Genomic DNA, 22383 nt, shown 5'->3' on the forward strand with positions numbered 1-22383 from the left:
GAGTTGCAAGCTGTTCAGTTGACATCTCAAGTGAGAAGAAACCAACAATACCCCCTTCATTGGCTTGGCTGTTATCACGCTTACAAGCATTAGCAATATTAAAAGCAATATTGGTAGCAAGTGATGTTTTACCCATCCCAGGGCGCCCAGCTATGATAATCAAATCGGATGGTTGTAGCCCTCCCATTATCTATTTTGACAAAACGCGCATTTAATGCTAAATTTTATACATAAAAACAACAAATTATCACGTATTCCTACCTAATCCCACCTTTTCCTACTCAGTACAAAACCTAGTGTCAAACTACATTAAATGTATAATAAACGCCCTCAATATCGGGCGGTAATATGAGGTATATCTACAAATGGGATATTTGCCAACCCCATTTGTAAACATTTGTAATATGAAACGACAAAAAAATGAGCCAAAAACCGCATTAACAAAACGACTCACAGAAGTTAGAAAGCTTGTAGGCTTATCTCGTGATATATTTTCTCTTAAAATTGGTATCAGTATTCAGGGACTTGGAAATTACGAACGCGGTGACAGAACTCCAGATGCAACGGTTTTATCAGCATATAAAGAGAAATTTGGAGTGAACCTAAATCGGCTTCTGACTGGTGAAGATGCAATGTTTATAGACATGATGATGGCTCGGGCTTTCAATATCCCTCCGCCTACCATTCCTACTGGTCTCATGAAAAAGCTTGGTCGCATAGCTTATACAACCTATCGCGATGCAAATATAAAACTCCCCCTTGAAGATATAGCGGAACTCGCGGTGGAACTTTATGGAAAACTGCAAGAGCTTGTTCAAGACACCAACGATAACGAAGAAGTAGAAGCAACTTTCCCTCTTCTAAAATTGCATTTAAAGCGTCAAATAGAGGCTGAAAGAGTACATCTAGAAGCTACACAAGATACGGCTTAATGCCTCTCTAAAATGAAAAATCGATATGAAAATTTTTTTACATTAAAAAATAATATAACTATTTGATTAATAAGTATATATTTCCTCTAAAAAGAGACAATCATCAATAGGTAAAAATCTTTTTTGCTTTTTTGGTCATTTTTGGCTGATTTTGGAGTGAACTTCACGATGTATCGAATTTTTTAAAGGGTCTTCAAAGGCGGTTTTTTAGGTTTTCACAGACTTTTCAAAATTTTTCACAGGGTTTTCAAAGACCTTTCACAGCCCTCTCTCATTTTTACGATAAAAACGCTCTTTTTTTTGATTTTCAATATTTTTCGTGTTTTTTCCAATTTCAGGTGTCAAAATCTATTTTGACAAAATGCGCATTTAATGCTAAATTTTACACATAAAAACAACAAATTACCACCTATTCCTAATTAATCCCACCTCTTCCCATTTAATGCAAAACCTATTGTCAAACTACATTGATTGTTAAAACTAAAAAATATTGCTTTATGAAAAACTTTTAGACAGCAAAATAAAATGATAAATCTCATATCTGCCTTTCATTTTTTTCAGAAAAAATTACCATATTTAAAAATAAAACGATTAGGTAACACACTCAAAGAATTGGCTTATGAGGAATTATTTTTATTGAAACTTAAAAAACACTATAGAAAGCGTATTAAAATGATTGACCTTTTACAAGAAGTTTGTCAAAAAGCATATCTAGTTTGGAGGGGTGGCCGAGCGGTTTAAGGCACCGGTCTTGAAAACCGGCGTGCAGGAGACTGTACCGTGGGTTCGAATCCCACCCCCTCCGCCACAGCACTTTTATCGTGCTATAACTTCTTGATTTTATATGACTTTTTTAAAGGTTCGGGATAAATAAATAAAGGTTCGGGAATAGGATTTTTACACTTTCCTTTACAAAATGCATTCTTTTTGCCAGCTTTCTCTAATAATTTTTTTAATAGTTCTAAATCTTCTTGTGAAATAATGTTTATCAGTCTATAAAACATACCAACAGTTTCACATCTGAAAGTATCAGAAGGCTTTATAATAAAACTTTTGCGACAAGAATCCGACTTTCTTCTCAAAATTTCTGCTACCTCTTGATCTAAAGCATAGAGTTCAATTATCTTTTCCTCCAATCCTACAGGAACAGATTTTTTGCCAATCTCTACAGATGATAAAAATGCTACAGATATATCTAATTTTTTAGCCATATCTAAAAGGCGTTCTGAATGATCAATGCGAAGTTTACGTAAAATTTTGCCAAAGGGTGTAACCATATAAAAGCCCTGTTAGAGAAGAAATATTTCTCTGATTCTAACAAATCTTTTTATGATTTTCTTCAATTATTGCGAATCAAGAGTTCTTTTCGGGGTGGTTTTTTAGCAAAACCAGAGGTCCAAAGGGTCTCTAATTCTAAAAAATCAAAATCCTTAAAAATCTCTCGAACCGCATCACAATCATTCAGACTCAAAACAAACTTCCCTTGAATGCTATTGAGAACTCTTGCCATACTTACAAAATCATCTTCAACAAAATTCCCAGAGCTATAGCACTTCTTCTTCACAAGATAAGGAGGGTCTAGATAAAATAAACTGTCGGATGCATCAAATAGCTCGATAACCCGCTCCCACGATAAATTTAAAATCGTCGTATCAAGAAGCTTCTCTCTAACACGTCTCATCCTTGATAAAAGCTTTTCGGGATTAAAGGCTATAGGCTTTTTTCTTCCAAAGCTAAAAGAGACATACTCTTTTTTCCCATACATGACACAACGTTGGAGAAACAAAAAACGGGCGGCTCTTTCTACCTTGGTAAGGCTCTCTGGATTAATAGCCGCAAGGTCAAAAAACAACTGTCTTGAACAAACGAACCACTCCAATCGTTTGGCTAAATCATCAAAATGGTTTTGAACGCATTGAAACAGATTCGTGATCTCTCCATTCAGATCATTAATAACGGAATATTTTGCTGGTCTTTTATTTAAGAAAATAACACCAGAGCCTAAAAATGGTTCAACATAGGTTTCATGGTCAATACTATTTAAAACCGGTATAATTTTCTTACGCAGATAGTGTTTTCCACCCATCCACGCAAACAGCGTTTGTGTAAAACTTTCCTCTTTCATAAGCGAAGTTCATTCCCTCAAGCTTTTGCAAGCCTAAACATTTTTTCATATTTTAAGGATAAATTTAGTGAGACTAATTCTTTGAAAACCACTGCTTTAAGTGTGCAATGACATTATCTAACGCATCCATGAGGCGTGCAAAATCAAGGATAAGCAAAAAAAGAAAAAATGCTATCCACTTCATCAAGCGAGACATCATTTTCACGCTTTGATAGGTGATGATCATTTCTTGAAGCATTTCTTTTTCCGCTTCTGTAAGCTCTGTGTGTTTTTCAGCTTTTTTTCTTACCATATTTCCACCCACATAAGCGTTCACCCTGTTTATTATGTTGTAAGATCTCTCTTGCTAAGTTTGAACTGATAACCTTCACATCTCTCTTGTCTAAATAAATGGGCAACCAACCAACACAAGAAGAAGCATATTTATGGGTCACGCAACCAGTCAGAGAGAGCAGCACGCACATCAGCATCACTTTTTTTGTTAACTTCATTTTCTACCTCAAGCCGTGTTGTTGCTGCTTTTAAGGTTTTTTCTGTTTGCTTTTGCTGTTCAGCCTTTTTTCCAAGAGTGAAAGCTTTGGCTAAAACTATAAAAAAAGCGGCTAAAGCCGCACCTGTTACCATCAAGTTTCTTTTCATCCATAAGATCATAGGCGGTGCTCCTGAAAGCGTTTAGCAACAAAGAAAATACCAGCACCTGCTGCTAAAACCATAATGGCAGCGAAAGCCCATTGAATGGGACCATTGCCAGCTAAAAAACCACCAAGACCTGAAAAAGACCCAATAATGGGTGCTAATGCTTCTGCTTTGAAAAAACCTGTTGAATCCTTTGTTTCTACTGTTTGATAGTTTGAGGAAACAAAAGCACCTTTTGCCCATAATCCTGCTTCTGCTGCACGCCGGTGTACGAGACCTTGTAAACGCTTCCCACCCGCTTTGGTCCATTTCTGTAATTCGGCAGGGACTGCTTCATAATCGCCCTTGTTGAGTTTTTTTAGCAATGTAGAATTTTGAAAAGATGTAATGCCTATATTATAACAAAAGGAAACAAGAGCGCCGAACTGCTCGTCGCTTAAATTCACACAAACTGCTTTTTCTACCGCCCTCTCATATTGCTGCAAATCTGCTAAAAGTATGGTTTCAGCTTTTTGTTCTGTAATCACCATACCCTCAAAAACAGTTGGTTTACCAGCTTTTCCCGTATGTCCATAGCCAATAGTCCAAACACCAGAAACATCTTGATAAGCCTGCAAGCGCAAACCTTCCCACTGTTTTAAACAGTGTAGACAGTCTTTATTTATTTTCCGTGCCATTGTTCAATTCACCTTATAAATATACTTTTATGAGTACTGCTCCGTCACCACCGTCGCCGCCAATTTTGTCGCCTCCGGATTTCCCATCGAAATATCCCCCGCCGCCGCCGCCAGCTCCATTGCCGCCACGACCACCTCTACCACCTTTGTAACTCTCACCACCCTGCCCCATGATAGAACCCTTACATTTACCGCCACCGCCGCCGCCGCCGCCAAGAAAAGAACTTCCACCAGTACCAGCTCTCTTGCCGTCTATTCCACTCCCTCCACCATTACCACCAGAAAAAATAAAGCTTTCACCACTGCTGCCGTCCCTGTTTCCTCCTCCATCGCCACCTTTCCCTCCAAAGTTAACAAAAATCATGGAGACGGAATATCCTCCTTCTGCAGTAACAAGCCCTTTGATAATTGTTTTACCACCATTGCATAAAATGTTACTGTCATTGCCTTTACCACCACGACCAATGTAAGCTGTTTTTAATTTATCTAAATCAGAACCTTTCATTTTAACATGCACGCATTGACCGCCGCCTCCGCCGCCATCTTTAACACCACCACCTCCACCGCCCCAAGCCCATACTTCGATATCGGTGTCAGCAGTAATACCATCAGGCAATAGAATATCTCCGCTTTCTGTCATCAGAATTTCAACAGGTTTTCTAACCCCGCCATCATTGTTGCCGCCACTACCGCCGCTGCTATTGCTACTATTTGCTTTGATTGAAGCCATCAGTTTGGCTGGTGAAATAAGTGCATCCACTGTTTTTGTGCCATCAATCCAGTCTTGTTTGGCAAGAGGTTGAATGAGATCAACTTTTTTCTGTACACTATGTGCTGTATCTTGCGCTTTATCGGCTGCTGTTTGCGCAATATTTGCCTCAGCTTTTGCACTGTCTCCCGTTTTTTGTGCTGTCTCAGCCGTTTTTTTTGCATCTACTGCATAAGCTTTTGCATCATTTGCTGTTCTTAATGCACTATCTGCAACGTTCTTCGCTTCACTTGCAACATGAATCCCTTGTTGTGCAACATCTTCAACTTTATCAATTTTTGCAATCTGTGCACGTTCTGGAGGAGTTAAGATAAGATGCTTTTTCCCTTCCTTCATATTCTCCATATCAAAGGCATCTTTTTCTATTTTATCTGGATCATAGACTGATTTTGACATACCAAAAGACTTTGAGCCTACAAAATAACGAATGGTATTTTTGAGATCTACCGGAGATATGGGATAATAAACACCTTCATCCCCCATACGCCATTTTTCCATTGTTGGCTGCGTAGCACTCAACCATCGTAGCTTTGATCTTTCCTCTGTGGTTAAGATCTTTTTTGTAGGACCCTCGTGCATATTTTCCATAGAAAATGCATTTGCCCCCACATTGTCGGGATCATATGTAGCAGCCTTCATATCGCCAATCCCTAAAGGCGATATTTTTACCCAACCAGCGCCTGATAAAATCGCATTCTCATGCGCTTCACCACTTGCTTCAATATCGTGAATTGTGACCTTATTTTTGTAAGCAAGGGCTCCAATATCTCTCTTTGCAACAGCATCATCAGCCTTTTTTCCTTGAGCAGCAGTTGCAAAATATTCTACCTCATAAGCTGCTGCACTCCCCACTGAAACTGGTGCAAGAGCCTTACTATTTAAAACACCTTCTTTGACTTCTTTCTTTGTTGCTGGTTCAAGCTTAAATATATGTGTGTGATAGGGTAATGGCATCGCGTTTCATTCCTTAATCAGTTCGTTGTCTTGTTGTGTGAAGAGAGGACTGCAATTCATTAATAAGTTTTTGCATGGTCTCGAGACGTTTATCTGTCGCTTCTTTATATTCTGCCAAAGCGCTTAAAAGATCATGCTGTATGTCGCTTTTGACAAGATCAAGCACCTTATTTAATGGTGCATGGACCATTCTATTGCTTGCATAAAAAAGGACGCGGATTTGCTCCGCGTCCGCAATATCATCAATAGCAGACGGATTATTGATCATTGGAAAACCTCACGATTTTATGGCATAAACAACCGGTACATTAACAGGGCGTGTTTCTGCTTCGCCTGTTGAAGAAATCGTTACCTTGTGCGTGTGCACTCCAGCAGGTTGTGTTGTTCCTCCAAGAACGGCATAGTGATAAGAGGGATTTCTTCTACCAATATCATTGGCACTCCATCCCACTCCATTATACTGAAACTCGTGGGTATGTTGCCCTGCTTCTTCAATGGTAGCAACATGCGTATGCGATTTAAGACAATCTTTCTGTATATCGGCAAATTTTCTACTTCTGTCTAAACCGCGACCATTGTCAAAGCCGCGCAAAAACATTCCTCTAAAGTCTGGAACTTTAAAGGTTGTATCGCTATCTTTTCCCCATTTATCCCCTATCGCCTTGAATAATTGCGGATAATCTTTGCATTCATAAGTAGCACCATCACATAAAAGCCAACCGTTTGGCACTTCTTGCATAGCAAAGGTCGCAATAAAACCGCAAGGAAAGGTTTCGACCTTTGGTAGTGGAATGGGGGTAGGGTTTAAAAGATACCAGCCATCAAGACCTTTTGTTGATACGCCATCATTATAGACTATTTCATAAATACCGCCCGTTTGTAACTCACCACCTATCAATGGTACTATCCCCGTGCTGGTGGCTTTATAGAGTGGCTTTGCTCCTATATTATTCATGTTTATTGTTGTCGTACCAATATTTATACCACGCGCCTTAAAGCGGATAATGATATCGTTTTTATATTTCGCTATCGGCGACACCGTCGTCAACGTGATTGATGTTGTTTGTTCCTTTCCATTCACAATAAACTTTGAGTCAAGAGAACCACCATTATCGGCAAGATATTCACGTATACGCTGCATCATGACCCGCGCACTATCATTAACAGAACTAGGTGGCTGCCCTTCTGCCCAATTAATGATACTATCGGAATTGGCATTTTGATCAGCTGTGAGTGACCAGTCATAAATATCAGACATGATAAGCCCCCGTTCTTCTTAATAGCTCTTCGCGCAATTGCTCTTCTTTTTGCCGCCCATAGGAACCAACAGATTGCCGCCTAGAGGGATCAATAAGAGGTGTTAAATCTGTCGGGCTCCCAGTCGATTGTGAGAAACCCGCCATGACTGGTTGCTGTAACATTTGTTGCTGTACCATCTGTGCTTGCTGTTTTTGTCGTTCTCCATTCTCTCTCATTAAATGAAGCAAACCGGAAAAGCCCTTTTTAAGAGCACCTGCATCAATACCTTGTGCTTGCAATGGTGTGGTTTCCATAATCTGTCCTGTTAAATTGTCTCTGCTTTCAGGAGCCATCATTCTGTTTGGGAATGGCGTGTCATATGCCATCAATTGGTTGCCCCCTTGATCACCTTGAGCCACTTGATTCCCTTGAAGTGTCTTTTGAAGCCTCTCAAACCCACGCAAAGGCCCCACCTCGTTTGGTGCTGCTTGTCCATTGCTTTGGTTTTGCTGTATCGTTCTCTTCAAAGCATCTCCCGTTTTATTATAAAGTCCATAAATATGATTCATAAAATCCCCTGCTGTAGCTTCCATGTTGCCACCGTTGAGTGTGACTGCCTGTCGACCTAAAAGCTGGCTCGCTGGAATATGTGGATTTTTGATAAGTTTTACAGCCCCTGCTGGTCCTTGTTGGTGTGCCAGATAAAGTTCTGCTGGTGTTGGCTCTCTGCCTAATGCTGTGGTTAAATAACGCGTGTTGTCCTTCGTTAATCGCGCCATAGCATCGGTTGCTTGAAAGGGATCAAACTTATTATTTAGTTGATACTGCTTTGCTGTTGAATCGAGAAATTGATACAGCCCCCCTGCACTACTTTTGCTATTTCTTGCATTTGGATTACCCTTACTTTCTATCATAGCAACCCGTTCAAGAAAGCTTTCTGGCAAACCATATTTTTGTGCTGCCTGTGAGATAGCACTCTTCACATTGGGATGAAAATTGATCATTAGTTTATAACCGTTCTATCAACGCTGCTATTCAAAATAATGCCAACAAAATTAATGAATTTTGTATAATTTTCTCGTGTTATTAAGCGTTTCTTTTCTGCTTCATGAAACTTCTTAATTAATTCAACAGCTTTTTCCCTTGCTAACCCAAAATCTTCTTTTTCCCGTGCTGTTATGAGAGCCGCAATATCTCTCTCAGTCTCTCTATGCACTCCTAAGAGTTTGCGTCCCCATTCTCTTGCTAAAGTTTTCAGGGTTGTCTTGATTAGATGAATCTTTCCTCCAATCGCAGCGTCTTCTATAGCCTTTTCTTCTACTTCACCCATATGGTTTGGCAATCGTGCAAAAAGTTTTGTTCTTTCCACTTCTGGTCGCAACACTTTCATAAGTTGCTTAGCTTTATCTTCACCAAAAATACGCTGTAATTTTTCTTGACCATTTTTTGTGTCAAACAAACTCAAAAGATTGTGGTCAAAATTCTGTGCATTGCCTGCCGCATGTTCTAGTTGCGACCGTATACCTTTTTGAAAAGCCTCTTTTTCCATCAACCCAAAATCCGAAAGTTGACTGTTGATTGTGTCGAGATTAACGCTCTTATTCAGTGCTTTTTTTCCTTGCTCCAAAGCATTACCGATAGTACGCTCGTCATAATAAATTTTCCGTGCTTTAGCATAATCTGGAGAGGACGTATCCAAAACGTCCAAAATGCGTTGTTTGAACAGAGTCAAATCTCGCGCATATCCTTGTTTTCCTTTGATGCGCGCAGAATTAATTTGATCATCCAAAACCTCTTTCATCTTATGTAAAATTCGCATATTCAGCTTTGGATATCCATTGCTCCCTATAACTGTTGCATCCGCTTCATTTGGCATTTGCGCAATTGCTTTTTTATAGGCTTTTTGGAAGGCAGGAGTTTCTTGCAACCGCGATAAATCTTCACGAACAGCATTAGAAATGGGAGAAGCTTTCGCCCTCTCATAAAATGGTTCAGCCTTTTTCTGTGCTTGTTTGATAATCTCTTGCTTTAAATTAAGCGTATCTACTTTTGGACCCATCACATCTGTCAACGCATTCTTTACCCGCAATGCACTCGCATCTTGCCTTTCATTCAAACGATTACTTATGAGCGAATATGTATCAGAATCTTTTTTTGCTGCCTTAAAAGCTCTTGTAGCAAGCTCATCATGAAGATCAATAATCATTGAATCAGGACCTCGCTGTTTTAATGCCCTTTCAAGTTTATCAACACCTTCATCCCCTAAAGTTTGGCTTACATCCCTAAGCGCTCTATCGCTTATCTGAAATGCTTCTTTTTCTACACCTTGTGTTATTGGTTCAGTTTTACCAAACAATTTCTCAGCTGTTTTTTTGACAACAGCAGATGTTTTCTTAACACCAGAAGCCGTTACTTTGAATGGTTTTGTAACAAAAGGTGTAACCTTTAAAGCAGAATGTGCCACAAATGGTGTTGCAACGCCTAGCCCTGCACCAACCCCAGCAGACACTAGAGTATCTGCAAGCCCTTCCCCCTCACCACTGCCTGCTATTCCACCATAAATGGCTCCAGTTTTTGCTGCACGCCCCAAGCTAAATTTTGCCGCCTCTTTACTTGCTACTGCTTTCATTGCTGCTTCACCTGCAGCTTTTGCCGCTGCCCGTTCCGCACCCTCTGCTAAAGCAGATTGCACCGCCCTTTCTCCTGCTGCTAAAGCTTTACTGGTTATTTGTGCTCCTGCAACACCAGCTCTACCTCCCAGCACAACATCAGCCCCAATTGCCGCACGAGCAGCAGCAGGAGCGCCAAGACCTGGTATTAGAAAAGGAATTGCAGCGCCCGCTAAATTCCCCGCAAGAGATGCATAAAAATGATCTCGGTTCGCCGCTCTTTGATAATCACGCCATCGCTTTGTCACTTCATTATACTTTTTGACTGCCTCTTTATCTCCCATCCAATAATTAATAGGTCCCAGAGGTCCCGAAGCGAATACTCCAGCTATTTCATCATCATACCCCATAGTTAACCCATGAAGAGCACCCCATCCAAAAGCACCCGCTGCACTTGGTTGTGGACTATCTTCTTCTGTTGCACCACTATTTCCTGTAACAGAACCACTTAGCCTTTCCTTATTCTTCGCGAAAAGCTCTTGAAGCTGTTCTGGTGTATAGTCGCTTATATGCCCAATGACTCTTGTGTTTTTACGATTAATAAGAGGGGGGATTACTTCAGCCATTGGTTTGTTTCTCCTTAATGCGTCCATCTCTATCAACGAACAACATGCCTTCCGGCAATGCTTCTATCTGTTTTTCTAGTGGATCATTTGACTGTGCATGATTTCCCTTATAAGCATCTTGCCCATAGGCGGCTCGAACGAGCTCGTTTGTTGCTTCTGCACCACCAAAAAGAATTGCGCGCGTTGCTGCATTGGATTTATTGAAAGTGTCAATAACTGTTTTTAAAGATTTCTTCATTTGCTCTGCAGAAAGATCTTGATACAGTGCTGCTACAGAGTTTTGCAATGCTTGCAATTCCATATTAGACAAATTCCCAAAGCCAGATGCGCCATTTGGTGAAAATGCTTTTGCTTTTCTCAAGGCATCAAGCCCGATACTTGCCTTCAATGAATCGAGCATATGCCCAAAATCTTTTGCCTTAGAATTAGGAAGGAACGACCCTATAGAACCCGTGAAACCAACAACATGCGGGTGTTCCTCAATAGTTTTTAGCAATTCTTTAGATGCTGAGAGTATACGATTTGACCTGTCTGCTGTTTCCAGAATTCGCATTTGCATTTGTTGGTTTTTACGCTCCTCCTCCTTCTGTTCTTGAATTAATTTATGTTCTGAACCACTGCCTGCAATTGGCATCGCACGTATGCCACCAAGTGCATTTTCGTCCTTAACATACATATAACCTGATTCAGGCTTTGACAGCATGTTATCAGTATTTCCTCCTAATCCAGAAGCAGTGGAACGCTGTCCTCCTTGGACAGGTATAATTTTACCTGTGCTTGTTGAGACTTGGAAAGTCATATCCTCAGGCAATCCCTGCTCTGCCTTTTCTTCTGATGTCAATGTTCTATAGCCTTCTTGAGGGCTTAATGTGTTGCCTATAACTTTCATGGCAAGATCTGGATATTGCACAAGGGCTTGTGCGTCTTTATCACTATATCCCTTAGAGCGTAAAAACTCAAAAATTGGTCTATTTTGAGCACGTACATTATTGCCCTGCCGCATAACAAGTGCCGCATTTGAAAAACTTTCTTGCGGTGTTTTTCCTGATGCTAACCCCGCAAAAAAATCCATGAGATGCTCGGAAAATTCTGATTTTCTAAAACGCTCCCATAAGCTGCTTGGATTTGCATCTTTATGAATAAAGTTCCCAACTGCGTTTACATAATCGGTTGCCTGTTCGGGCTTAGCACTTGCTTTTAAATGTTCCTCTTCTGGTAAGTGTGCATTCAAATGTTTTTCTTCTCCTATGGGTGCCTCAAAAAGCTTTTCTTCATCATTTCCAGAATTGTTTTTCAAAGAGTTTTCCGCTATAGATTTCTCATTAAGTTGAGCAATATAATCCATCACATCTTTTTGCTGTCGCCCAGCTTCATCCCCACTAGACTGATCAATGTTCCCAACAAGTGGAGATTGAGGAATCATTGATGCAACACCTCCCTGCTCTGAAAAGTCATGTTTTTGTTGCTCTGGCGCCTCTTGTATCTTAACAGTATCCTTTGAAACATCCGGCAATGGAGGCATTTGGCGCTTTAAATCATCTGTAGACATAATCAATTCTGCTGGCGTTTTTTTCCCAGCTTGTTCTGTCCCTGTTTGAGAACCACGAATAAGCTCTGTAGGACTCAATTTTTGTGGAGTATTATCCCCATTGCTCGCATCAAAAGAGTTTGTGCTAAAAGCAGCAAGTTCCAACGCTTTACGCTTTCTATAAGCTTTTTCACGCTCTAATGCATTTAATTCTTCTCGCCAAAACATCACTGCACCCTTTCCATCTCAAAGCCAAGCTTGCTATAATCCACATGCAAAAAACCTGTCGCCTTATGCAAGAAAACAGCTTCTGGCTTTGACTTCAAAACATCCTGTGCCATCACCCCGCGATAGCGCTCTGGGTGCCCCTTGTAGTTGTATTCATAGAGTTTATAGCCATTTCTCTGCCCAGCTTCTCTGATGTTTTCTTTTGCTCTGATGTCACTAAGCCCAGCAAAAGTACCAAGGATAGTTCCAACATTTCCAACAATCTCCCACGGATTAGGTTTTGGCTGTGGAGTCAATGTCGTCCTTTGTCCTGTTTGCGTTCCGTAATTTCCAGCAACAGCTCCACCAGCTGCGAGCAACTTACTTAACTGGTCCCAATCAAGATTGTTCTGCTGTTCCCATTTTTGCCGCTCTTCATCCAATTGCCGTTGATGATTGGCATCAAGCACACTCCCTCCCGTCAACGCATTGAGATTTGCCTGACCTTGACCTTGAAAGAAATTATTGGCACCCGCCAACTGATTTTGGTTTGCTTGGTCAATGAGACTATTGGCATTCATCATGTTGTTGACATCTTGGTTATATTGCTGTGATAAAGCTTGTGTTGCTATGCCCCCCAATTCATCAGCCAAAACGCCGGTATGTGCACCCGAACCATAACGCCCAGCTCCTGCTAGCGAACTGTTAATAGAGCTTGTTGCTTTATTTAATGCGTTTTGAAGTGCTTCATTAAAGTAAGGGTTATTGCCTATTTGTTGCCCTGAAGCCATGTTCTTTAAGTTTTGGCTTGTTGAATTTTGCCATGTGGCTAATCCATTTAAATAATTGTTATCATAGTTATGCGTATTATTGCTAAGCCCATTAATCGCATTCTTTGTTTGATCACTTAAACCTGCTACACGTTGCCCATCATAGACGGCTTTTCCGCTGCCTTGATTATAAAAAGTCATGGCATCTTGAGCGGCGTGTTCAAAAATACCTTTTGCCCATGCAGGGGGTTCATTTGTTTGCGTCGTGTTTTGGGTATTCTGGATTGGTTTAGAACTTTTTCCCATGTTAAAGCTGCTTTCTATATTCTAAAAGATTAACGAGATATCCATGCGTTTTAAGAGATTTTTCCCACCCTCGCCTGCCTATGATGACAAGCTCTTTTGCCCCTTTTTTCTTGTAATAAGCTTCAATCTGAGTGATAAGCTTTGTTAAGGGCGCTCCTCCCTTTCCACCAAGTGTGACAACAACCGCCCTTAATGCTCCAGTGACGAGTTCTTGTAACTGTGTTGTGACATGCGCCATAAAGTTTTCATGCGCATCAACGATAATCCAAAGAACTTTTTCTCCCTTCAAAATATCGTTTAAAATGGTTTCTGTATTATAATCATCAGGGAATTTTTGATTAAAATAAGCTATCGATTTTATGACATTCTCAAAATAGGGCGCCATTTGTTCAGCGCTCCATTTTTCTGTATTATAGATCTTAAAACTCATCTTATGCCCGCGGGTTTGAGCGTTACATCAAAGCCTGTTATATGTGTCCATGGGGTGCCTTCTGGTATTCTAAGTCGCAAAGCATGATAGCGTGCCCTAGAGCGGATATTGTACATTCCGCTGCTATAGCCCGCGTAACGCTCTTTCGCCCAATTTAATTGATTTCTATTATCAATGATAAAAGCAGCTCCAACGCTTAAAAGACCACTTGTCGTATCTGCTTGAACAAAAGCCTCACTCATAAGATTAATCTGTCTGCCCGTATCCCCTACAATTTGTGAAGCAATGACAGCTTCCATAGGAGGACCAGCAAAAAAACCAAATCTATTGTCTTGTGTAAACGCTCCCAACATTGGCGCACCATTTTGCCACATTTTACTATCAAGAGAAGCGCGTAAATCTCTCAAGCATTCTTGTACTTCGTCTAAACCTTCTAATGTGTAACCCGCCGCAAAGAGAGGAAATAAGTGAAGTCTCTGTCCTTTAATGACACTCCATATTTGCAAAAGCCAATCATAAACATAGATATTCATCCCCATCATATCGTCATTTATAGAAAAATAAACGCGTGAATAGACCGGATCAATACAGGCTTTTATTTCATCAATGGCAAAGTTATTGTAAAGCGTAAAGATAGTTTTATCGACTTTGCCAAAACCAATAGGCAACATCTCACCAGTATTGTTGATTTGATAAAAACCATCATCAGAAATAAAGAAAGTATAATCTCCACGACTTGCAATTGCTGTGCTACTTTTTGCCCCTATTTTGTCTTTTATTTTTACAAAACTAAATATTATTTTAGACCCTGGAACGAAGGTTGCATGATAAATAGCAGAACGCATAAAAATAAGCGGGTTGGTTGCTTGCGTTGCTCCTTGTACATATTCCCCATCTGGGAAATCTTGATAATCGCAACTTTTCTCACCAACCTTCCAGTGTGTTGCATCATTGAGACCTGACCAATGAACACGATTTGGCTTATCTGTTAATTTCATCAAACAGACAAAATCTCCCCAAATACGAACAAGTCCAGCACGCGGGGGATTTCCTCCCAAATCATCAAATCTCTCTGCTGTCTTTAAGGCAAATATTTGCGGCGTATCATTGTTATTAACGGCAATAATATAATCGCCAAAGACAGCAAAAGACCAAGGTGCTGTTTCATTGGCGTGATATTGTTCCCCAAGCTTGCTAACATCTTTCCAGCCGCGCGTGCTGTTATCATATTCGTAAAGCTTTGTTGATGTCCCTACAATAATCCGCACACCACTCAACGACCTTACCGCATAGACTCCTAAAATCACATCCGGAAAAGGTTCTGAAACGGGGGCAACTTTGGGAACTGGAATATAGGAATTGGGTGCTGGTAAAACGTTCACAATCTCGCGAGAATAACCAGTATTAATAAATGCAACATCTGGTCTAAACTCAGCAATAGGAATAAAGGTCATCAGAAATCCGTATGTTGAACTCTCAACAAATTCTTGCGCCGTGAAGTCTCAATTTGTAGCGCATCGAGTTGCTCTTGAAACATAGCAAAGGCTGCCGCAGCCATCTGTGGTTCTTTAATAATATTGGTATAAATTTCATATTTTGCGCGGGTTTTGATCAGTTCATAGGCTTCCAAAAACCATATTGAAGCTTCTTGTGCACTCTCTATGTCTTTTATTCTTATAGGATCAAGAATAAGCCTGATAGAATAGATACGGTCTGGGATTGGATACAAAATAAGCTTTTGTTCAAAATAACTGTATCGCGTGGACATGCCATGGTTACAATCATTCACAAGGCTCTCAATAACAAGCGGATCTGTATGCAAAAGCTTTGCTTTGCTGTGATTATCTTCATAAATGTAAGCATCAACAATGCGAACAGCCCCTGTCATTGAAGGATGTGCCTCTGCACCATAACGGCTTTTTCCCTTTATAGTGGTAAAAACAACTTCGCGGCTTTCATTGAAATAAAAAGGCAATCGTTCACAAAAGCGAATAGCCGAAAATATCGCCCTTTGCACTTGATCAACATACTCATCTGTTTGATCATCTATTTCATCCTGAATATCGTTTAACATCTGGATAAAATTTTTATCCCAAGGAGCAATGGTCTGTTTGTCTCCAATCGGACCACCTGTCTGTACTATTATTGTCATATGACTCTCTTCCAAATGTCTTGCGGCATCTTGTATGGGAGGGGGACGCAAGCAACAAACGCCCCCTTGCCTTTAACGATTTGTATAAAACTCAACAATCACCTCAGCATCACCTTTGGTGCTTTTCTTGTCTCGTGTCATATAAATCGTACTTTCAGCCTCTAACGAAACATCTCGTTCCTTCATAGGGAGGTACAGATCGCTATTGGAATATTGCGTAAGCCCTATATCTCCATAATCATTACCATGAGGCTCTTTTCCAAATGTAGCTTTTACATCTTCAAAATCCTCCATGGGATAAGCTGTAATACTTTTTATAAAAGCCCCTCGGGGTAGAACACCAATTTTCGTTATCAACCCTTGGTCTGTACATTTAACACGTGCCCGTAAATAACTAACCTGCTGTGTACAATTGTTGCGTCCTTGCAAAACATGTGGCAATCCCTCATCTGTCATGCCAACAGTCTCAACGGTTTCAACAGGTTCAGCAGGTTTTTGTGTAATTGGCGGTTTTTCTGCCATAATTGTCATCCTTTAATGAAGTTAAAATTGTTAGCTTGCTTCAGCAAAAGAAGGGATAACAATCGTGCCAAAATCTTGTCCCCCTTGATCAGAATGCGGCAAGGTATAGCGTGACTTTTTCATGCCGATAATGGTTTTTGCAGCCAAACCAAATTCACGTTGATAATCAAACAGTTCTTCAACAATTTTATAACGCGTCGCACTATTTTCCCCATTGCCTCCTGTTGCACCATTACCAATACGCCCATAAGCCATGATGATACTTTGCGCACCAAGCAAAACAGCACGACGAACAGATGTTACAGGCTCTTGTGTCTTTGAATTAACACCATTAGGGACATGCTCTGCTTCACGCAAAATGACACCGTTATACATCCCCAAAGAACCATTAAAAATTGGATTCTTCGCTCCAGAACCATCATAAGCCGCCTTGGTAATGTCTAACCACTGCCCGCTCTTTGTGTTGGTACGCAATTGGGTCACCTGTGTTGGGTGGAGATACATCACATAAGCAGATTTTCCATCAACACGAACAGGGCGCAAACGTGGATTAGCAAGTTTAGCACGTTCAACAGCTTGATCTATAAGATCTAATGTAAAAACATCGTCTTTTGTAAGCTCTTCATCAGTCTTTTTCTTAGCTGGGCGAATAACACGCAATTTGCTTGGCTCTAATGGAGCATTAAAACCATAATGCACCGGTTTAAGCGTTATGTTGCGTCCTTCAAACTGCATCCATGGTGCTGTATAACCTGCTGCCTGAATGAAGAACATCAAACTTAAGCGATCTGCATACCAATCAACAAGCCCATCCTTTGCTTCCTGACGCAAACTAAAGGGAACACGCTGTTGATCAATAGAGCCTTCATATTTGATGCGCACCGCATGAGTAAGCTCGTTGATGTGCACCTTTTCATTCATAAATTGGAGTGCTTCTTCATTGCCTTCCAGCGTTTGTCCCTCGCTAACGCCATCCCCCATCAGTTGAACTCGTAATCCACTCGTAACGGAGTCACCAGCACTTTTCCCTAGCATATCCAACACTTGGATAATGCTGTTTTTGCTCTCCCCCATCAGCGGTGCAATAGGCAACGCTTTTGAAGTTTCTGTGTTTAGTATCTTAGCCCAAACGCCAACGGCTAATGGGTCATTGAGCTTTACTTCTGTTACTGCCATTTCAATCAATGCCTTTCTTGGTTTTTAAAACTCGCCTTGCGGCTATCCCAAACGATAAAAATCACTTGGTTCTCTCTGTTGCGTCACCACGCACATCTTCAAGCTCTACTCATAATTTGTTCAAATTTTTTGGGATTTTTCTCAACCCATACAGCAAATTCGGCTTCCGGCATGGAAAAGAGCGTTCTCACATCCATACCGCCTGTTGGAACTTGCCCGCTGCGCGCTGTAAGTGTTCGCGCTGCTTGAGAACGCTCTTGAAGGGTTTCCACTTCATCCTTTATTGGTGCTTCACTATAGCCAAAAGCCTTTGCTTTTTGCACCAGCACCTCTATTGGGTTTATACCGGCTTTTTGGCATTGTTGGCATATTTGGCGCAATTCAGCACCAATTTGTTGTTGCCGTGCTGCGGGGTCTTTCCATTGCGGATAAAGGCTTGCTTGCGCTTGTAGGACACTGTCTGCTCTTTCATAGAGATAATCGGTGATACTGTCTAAATCCGGATATTTATCTTGTACCTGCGCTTTGGCTTCCTCGAAATAATCCCCTAACTTTTGGCGTTCATATTCCTCTTGACTCATGCGCTCTTGGCTCTCTCTTATGCGAGAAAACTCATCAAGTAATTTCTGTTGTTCTTGTACCTTATGACTAAGCCATGCAACATGTGCTTGTGGGTCGTCTTCTAGGGAGGGAACATTTTCCTCACGGCGGCGCGTGATTTCTTCCTGCATTGCGGCATATTTTTGCGCAAGTTCAATAGCCAATTCACGCGCTTCAATGGCGCTTTGTTCTGCCTTTTGGCGTGCTTGCCGCTCTTGCTCTAATTTATCAGATTCTATTACATCAGAATTTGGCTGCTCTTGAAGTGGTTCTACAGCTGGCTGTTCAGAACTTTCCTCTGCATCAAAAACTTCCTCAACTTGTTCAGGCTCGACCAATTCAATAGCATTATCACTGGCAAAATGTTCATCATAGATTGCTTGTTCTTCAGGCGTAAACTCTTCTTCCATATTCTGTCCCTTCAATGTGTTATTATATTTTTTGTCAAAACTCGATAGTGTTCCAACTGAGCCTGTAAAGCTTTGCGCTCTAAGTCGCGCTGCGCTATCTCATTTTTTGCCTGTTGCAACTCAAGCTGCATACGCGCTTGTTCTTGTTTCAAGAAAAGTTCGATATTTTTCTGCTGCAATGCCGCTTGTTTCTGCTGCGTATCAAGTTGATAGAGTGTGCTCTTTGCTTGCGCTTCTTGCTGTAAAACAGCAATCTTTGCTTGTTGCTCTGGAGTTAATTGCGCCCCTTGGCTTTGTTGCATCATCTGCTGTTGCTGTTGTTCTTGTTGTGCCTGCTGTGCTTTTGCCGTTAAATTTGCTACCAATGTTGCCGGTAGTGGGGAAAGCTTTAAAAGATCTGGAATCATCTCCGGTGTTAAGAACCCACCAAGCAATGGCAACATCTGCGTAATTGTCGCAAAAGTTTTCTCTTTTTCATTGGGGCTTGTCGGTGAATCATCAACAATAATGTCATACTCAAGCGTCGTAACAGCTTCACGCGTCAACGGCACATATTGGGCATTCTCTTGTCCAGAAATACGTACCAAACGCCCATCAGAGAGATAATTTTGAATAAGATAGAGAATAATCTTTCCCTGCCTACACCGATAAAGCTTGAGATTGTCAAACAGCCCCGCAAGCAAATTAAGCGTTGATTGCCGGCGTGTATTTTCCAGCACATTGGCTTGGTTGACCTCCCGTGTTCCGATAAACTCAGCTGATAACCCTGTTACATGCGTTATCGCTTCACGCGATTCATTAAACAGCTGAAAAAATCCATTGGGAAATTGTGCACTTGGCTTTGGTTGAATTTTCCCTCCTATAAGCGCGCCATTTTTAACCCAAGTAATCGTATCCGTTCGCGCCCAGCTTTCCATAGCTTGGCGATCATCATCGAAAGCGTCTCGTTCTGCCATCAAGCCGCCCTTAGACTGGCTATTAAGGATATACATCACTTGGCTAAAATATTTATTCGACCATTTTTGTGGATCTTTTGCGGGGCGAACAATCCCGTAAAACTGGTTTTTAAGCTTATCCAGCGTGCCCGTGATACACTCCCACCCAAATTGCCCATCAGGTGCTAATGGCTTATCGGGCTTTGCTAAAAGACGTCGTCCTAGAAAAGCGCGCCTCACCACTTTTTTATTAAAACACACCCCTTGTAGTTGTGGCATCACCCTTTGAAGCTGTTCAAACTCCTGTTTGCTATAGTTGCGCATCTGGCCGGTTTGAAGATCAGGCGCCTTGTAAGTGATCTCATATTCAAACCAACGGCATTCAACCAGCGTAACATAGCGTTTCCTAGAACACGGCTCTGAGAGAGAAGTCGCATTGGAGTCATCTTGATACGCATCAAGTGACACATGAGAATCCTCAGAAGCGGTTGTACTATCGATAGCCCAATCGGCGTTAAGATCTTCAACAGCAACATCAGGAAAAAGACTTTTAGCATCCTCAACGGATTTGCGATCAACATACCACATACGCTGTGCGTCAATGAGATTTGGTCTTACAGCATTGGCATCCCAAACCATTTTTAAGGGATCTAAACGTTGAACAGCAGGTATCCCTTCGGGATCTGTATCATAATCAAGCCGCGTATCTGTCCAGCCCATACCGCAAATAACCATATCCTGAAAAGCATCGGAATCGGCATATTCCGCCTCTGCCTCATCACGAAACCATTCTGCTGCTCCAGTAAGCAATTCATTGGGTATTGCCGCTCCCATTTGCCGTGGTTGAAACTGTACTTCGCGCTTATTATTACGCTCCGCCCCAACAATAGCATTCACAAGGGGTGCAATGCGGTTAAAAGTCATGACAGGACGGCGTTGCTCTTTTAAAACCGCAAGATCTTCCTCTGCCCATTGACGACCATTATAAAAATCAAAATCTTCACGCGCCTGTTCACGCCATTCATTAACATGTTCAATATCTTCTGCGTACCAAGACTTTAAACGCTTATAGAGTTCATATTCATCGAGGATTGTCGTTTTTTGAAAGTCTTGATCTAGAATGCCATCCATGATGCCGCTTCTCTTTCCATAGTGCAATAACGCTCTTGCTTGGGTTTGACACTGGGTGCTTCATAGACAATGCACATTAAACCAAAGGCATCCGCCCCATGGCTCGACCAATCATGCTCTGCACCCAAACCAATGCCGCGCTTCTCATCCCATTTCTCATGATACCAATTCAGTGCTTTGCGCCCTGCTACCGTCATCTCTTCATTAAACCAAACAGACGGCAAAATACGCCGCACCGCCTCTATACGCATCTTAACCGCCCCTGCCCCTTGATTAGGAATCACTTGCGTTTCAAAACCCGCATCATTTAAAGCACTCTCAAAACTCACATTGTGCACACGGTCTCTGGTTGCACCGTCATGGGGGAGAACCATCAATGCCTTCTCATAGCCATTCTGACGTAACCAGCCTATGTGCTCTGATAACGGTTGTCCTTGCGCTTCGTAATAATCAAGCACTCTGATCTCTCTACCAACAAATTGCGCTATCCATATCGCCGTGGCATCTGCCTTAGCTCCCGTGCCCCCAATGTCCCAAAAGGCGCGTATTTGCATTAAAGGGTCACGAGCAACACGCCCTATCCGCCCCTCCTGCTCGGCTGCCAACATTTCCCTCTGATAATAAGCACCTTGAACCGCTGTAAGATAAGCCCCTTCCCAGATATGCTTATAGATCTCGGGGCGGTTTCTCAGATCATCAAGCCGCGCTTCATTCAAGATCTTAGGAAACTTCGGATTGTCTGACCAGTTGATCTCTACACGCTTGATTGCCGCATTATCTGAAAAGCGAAATCGCCTTTCAACCGGTGCATTATCTCGCAACGGGTTCCATGTCACCCATAACTCTGCTCTCCACCCCTCGCCTTCTTCACGCAACGTTGGAATAAGTGTCTGCCAAGCTGTCTCTGTCACGGGCTCTGCCTCATCAACCCAACAAAGCAAAATACGCCCCATAGACTTGATACTGGCTATATTGCGGTCCAGACCAGAAAACTGAAAAGCTATACGACCATCATTTGACTTAATCGAAGCCTCTCCAACCTTGTAATAGTCCCTTAAAAAATCATGGGCTTCAATGGCGCGCTTAATCTCCTCCAATGAACTTTCTGCTAGCGAATTTTGAAACTGACGTGCACAAAGAATAGTCCCCGATATCCCTCCCATACCAAATTGATAGCCTTTTAAAGCCGCCATCAAGGCAAATGATCTTGTCTTTCCAGAGCCTCGCCCACCCCAAGCCGCGCGTACCAAAGCGTCTCCTGTAAAAATAGGAATGAGTTTTGGAACAATATTAATCTGTCTCGTTGTCATAAACCAAAGGGGCTATTTCCACGCGCCCTATCATTTTAATCGCCCCGCCATCCTCGCCTGTCACTTGAAGAGGTAAAATCTTCCCCAATAATGCCAAATAAGCAGCGGGGCATTTGATTGCTTGCTTTTCCAGATAAGAGATCAAGCCCTCTTTACCATATTTCTTGCCTGCTCGTTCAGCAGCTTCAATGACCGACTCTTTTAAAAGGCTCGTTGTTTTATTGGGAACGCCTTTTATTCGCCCTTTTCCAGCATTGGGTGGCATTTTTTTGGATTGTGGAGCCTGCTTTGTATTTTCTGCTGTCATAAAATACTTTCTCCAAATAACAAAAAACCCCG

At 41.7% G+C, this 22383-nt stretch carries 22 protein-coding genes, 1 tRNA gene and 2 pseudogenes; 2 read left to right on the forward strand and 23 right to left on the reverse strand.

Translation table 11 applies throughout. The features are described from left to right. Positions 1–187 (reverse strand): annotated as a pseudogene (locus tag ACFIMQ_RS07955) (DnaB-like helicase C-terminal domain-containing protein); the annotation flags it as partial. A 217-nt stretch (positions 188–404) separates the two neighbouring features. On the opposite strand from ACFIMQ_RS07955, the gene ACFIMQ_RS07960 reads away from it, so the two are divergent. Beyond that, positions 405–932 (forward strand): helix-turn-helix domain-containing protein, encoded by a 528-nt coding sequence (locus ACFIMQ_RS07960; RefSeq protein WP_375703769.1) that lies wholly within the window; start codon positions 405–407, stop codon positions 930–932. Positions 933–1650: 718 nt separating this feature from the next. Beyond that, positions 1651–1740 (forward strand) — tRNA-Ser (locus ACFIMQ_RS07965). A 115-nt stretch (positions 1741–1855) separates the two neighbouring features. Here the strand turns inward: ACFIMQ_RS07965 and ACFIMQ_RS07970 are convergent. The 22 genes and pseudogenes from ACFIMQ_RS07970 to ACFIMQ_RS08075 all read right to left on the reverse strand — a co-directional run. Beyond that, a pseudogene (locus tag ACFIMQ_RS07970) lies at positions 1856–2209 on the reverse strand (helix-turn-helix domain-containing protein); the annotation flags it as partial. A gap of 62 nt (positions 2210–2271) precedes the next feature. Continuing rightward, positions 2272–3057, reverse strand: coding sequence for a DNA adenine methylase (locus ACFIMQ_RS07975; RefSeq protein WP_375703770.1), 786 nt, complete (start codon positions 3055–3057; stop codon positions 2272–2274). Positions 3058–3130: 73 nt separating this feature from the next. Then, on the reverse strand, positions 3131–3349 hold the full coding sequence (locus ACFIMQ_RS07980; protein ID WP_375703771.1) for a hypothetical protein: 219 nt from the start codon (positions 3347–3349) through the stop codon (positions 3131–3133). Beyond that, positions 3330–3548: a hypothetical protein gene (locus tag ACFIMQ_RS07985; RefSeq protein WP_375703772.1), complete on the reverse strand. Its 219-nt coding sequence runs from the start codon at positions 3546–3548 to the stop codon at positions 3330–3332. Before ACFIMQ_RS07985 ends, ACFIMQ_RS07980 begins: the two co-directional genes overlap by 20 nt. Further along, a complete protein-coding gene (locus ACFIMQ_RS07990; RefSeq protein WP_375703773.1) occupies positions 3481–3708 on the reverse strand; it encodes a hypothetical protein in 228 nt (75 codons plus the stop codon). Before ACFIMQ_RS07990 ends, ACFIMQ_RS07985 begins: the two co-directional genes overlap by 68 nt. Next, positions 3705–4370 carry a lysozyme gene (locus tag ACFIMQ_RS07995; protein WP_375703774.1) on the reverse strand — a complete coding sequence of 222 codons (666 nt, stop codon included), beginning with the start codon at positions 4368–4370 and terminating at the stop codon, positions 3705–3707. The genes ACFIMQ_RS07990 and ACFIMQ_RS07995 overlap by 4 nt, the downstream gene beginning before the upstream one ends. Positions 4371–4383: 13 nt before the next feature. Continuing rightward, positions 4384–6093, reverse strand: a complete 1710-nt coding sequence (locus ACFIMQ_RS08000) for an alanine-zipper protein (RefSeq protein WP_375607324.1) — start codon at positions 6091–6093, stop codon at positions 4384–4386. Positions 6094–6106: 13 nt separating this feature from the next. Next, positions 6107–6361: a hypothetical protein gene (locus ACFIMQ_RS08005; protein ID WP_375703775.1), complete on the reverse strand. Its 255-nt coding sequence runs from the start codon at positions 6359–6361 to the stop codon at positions 6107–6109. Positions 6362–6370: 9 nt separating this feature from the next. After that, a complete protein-coding gene (locus tag ACFIMQ_RS08010) occupies positions 6371–7351 on the reverse strand; it encodes a tail fiber protein (RefSeq protein WP_375703776.1) in 981 nt (326 codons plus the stop codon). Further along, entirely contained in the window at positions 7344–8336 is a 993-nt protein-coding gene (locus tag ACFIMQ_RS08015) for a transglycosylase SLT domain-containing protein (RefSeq protein ID WP_375703777.1), read from the reverse strand. The genes ACFIMQ_RS08010 and ACFIMQ_RS08015 overlap by 8 nt, the downstream gene beginning before the upstream one ends. Continuing rightward, positions 8336–10567 carry a hypothetical protein gene (locus tag ACFIMQ_RS08020; RefSeq protein ID WP_375616852.1) on the reverse strand — a complete coding sequence of 744 codons (2232 nt, stop codon included), beginning with the start codon at positions 10565–10567 and terminating at the stop codon, positions 8336–8338. The genes ACFIMQ_RS08015 and ACFIMQ_RS08020 overlap by 1 nt, the downstream gene beginning before the upstream one ends. Then, on the reverse strand, positions 10560–12323 hold the full coding sequence (locus tag ACFIMQ_RS08025) for a hypothetical protein (RefSeq protein ID WP_375703789.1): 1764 nt from the start codon (positions 12321–12323) through the stop codon (positions 10560–10562). Before ACFIMQ_RS08025 ends, ACFIMQ_RS08020 begins: the two co-directional genes overlap by 8 nt. After that, positions 12323–13378: a tail fiber domain-containing protein gene (locus tag ACFIMQ_RS08030; protein ID WP_375610777.1), complete on the reverse strand. Its 1056-nt coding sequence runs from the start codon at positions 13376–13378 to the stop codon at positions 12323–12325. Before ACFIMQ_RS08030 ends, ACFIMQ_RS08025 begins: the two co-directional genes overlap by 1 nt. Before the next feature lies 1 nt (position 13379). Next, positions 13380–13763, reverse strand: coding sequence for a hypothetical protein (locus ACFIMQ_RS08035; RefSeq protein ID WP_375610794.1), 384 nt, complete (start codon positions 13761–13763; stop codon positions 13380–13382). Positions 13764–13804: 41 nt separating this feature from the next. Beyond that, positions 13805–15262 carry a hypothetical protein gene (locus ACFIMQ_RS08040; RefSeq protein ID WP_375703778.1) on the reverse strand — a complete coding sequence of 486 codons (1458 nt, stop codon included), beginning with the start codon at positions 15260–15262 and terminating at the stop codon, positions 13805–13807. After that, positions 15262–15960 carry a hypothetical protein gene (locus tag ACFIMQ_RS08045; protein ID WP_375616853.1) on the reverse strand — a complete coding sequence of 233 codons (699 nt, stop codon included), beginning with the start codon at positions 15958–15960 and terminating at the stop codon, positions 15262–15264. Before ACFIMQ_RS08045 ends, ACFIMQ_RS08040 begins: the two co-directional genes overlap by 1 nt. Positions 15961–16032: 72 nt before the next feature. Further along, positions 16033–16482 carry a hypothetical protein gene (locus ACFIMQ_RS08050; protein WP_375610774.1) on the reverse strand — a complete coding sequence of 150 codons (450 nt, stop codon included), beginning with the start codon at positions 16480–16482 and terminating at the stop codon, positions 16033–16035. A gap of 30 nt (positions 16483–16512) precedes the next feature. Further along, on the reverse strand, positions 16513–17658 hold the full coding sequence (locus tag ACFIMQ_RS08055) for a N4-gp56 family major capsid protein (protein WP_375610773.1): 1146 nt from the start codon (positions 17656–17658) through the stop codon (positions 16513–16515). Positions 17659–17756: 98 nt separating this feature from the next. After that, complete coding sequence (locus ACFIMQ_RS08060) at positions 17757–18668, reverse strand: hypothetical protein (protein WP_375610772.1); 912 nt, start codon at positions 18666–18668, stop codon at positions 17757–17759. Positions 18669–18679: 11 nt separating this feature from the next. Then, the gene (locus tag ACFIMQ_RS08065; RefSeq protein WP_375610771.1) at positions 18680–20734 is read right to left on the reverse strand and encodes a portal protein; all 2055 of its coding nucleotides are present in this window, start codon (positions 20732–20734) and stop codon (positions 18680–18682) included. Continuing rightward, positions 20719–22044: a PBSX family phage terminase large subunit gene (locus tag ACFIMQ_RS08070; protein WP_375703779.1), complete on the reverse strand. Its 1326-nt coding sequence runs from the start codon at positions 22042–22044 to the stop codon at positions 20719–20721. Before ACFIMQ_RS08070 ends, ACFIMQ_RS08065 begins: the two co-directional genes overlap by 16 nt. Continuing rightward, on the reverse strand, positions 22025–22351 hold the full coding sequence (locus tag ACFIMQ_RS08075; protein ID WP_375616856.1) for a hypothetical protein: 327 nt from the start codon (positions 22349–22351) through the stop codon (positions 22025–22027). Before ACFIMQ_RS08075 ends, ACFIMQ_RS08070 begins: the two co-directional genes overlap by 20 nt. Between the last annotated feature and the right edge of the window lie 32 nt (positions 22352–22383).

The organism is Bartonella sp. AD13SXNS, from assembly GCF_042196465.1.
Lineage (GTDB): Bacteria > Pseudomonadota > Alphaproteobacteria > Rhizobiales > Rhizobiaceae > Bartonella.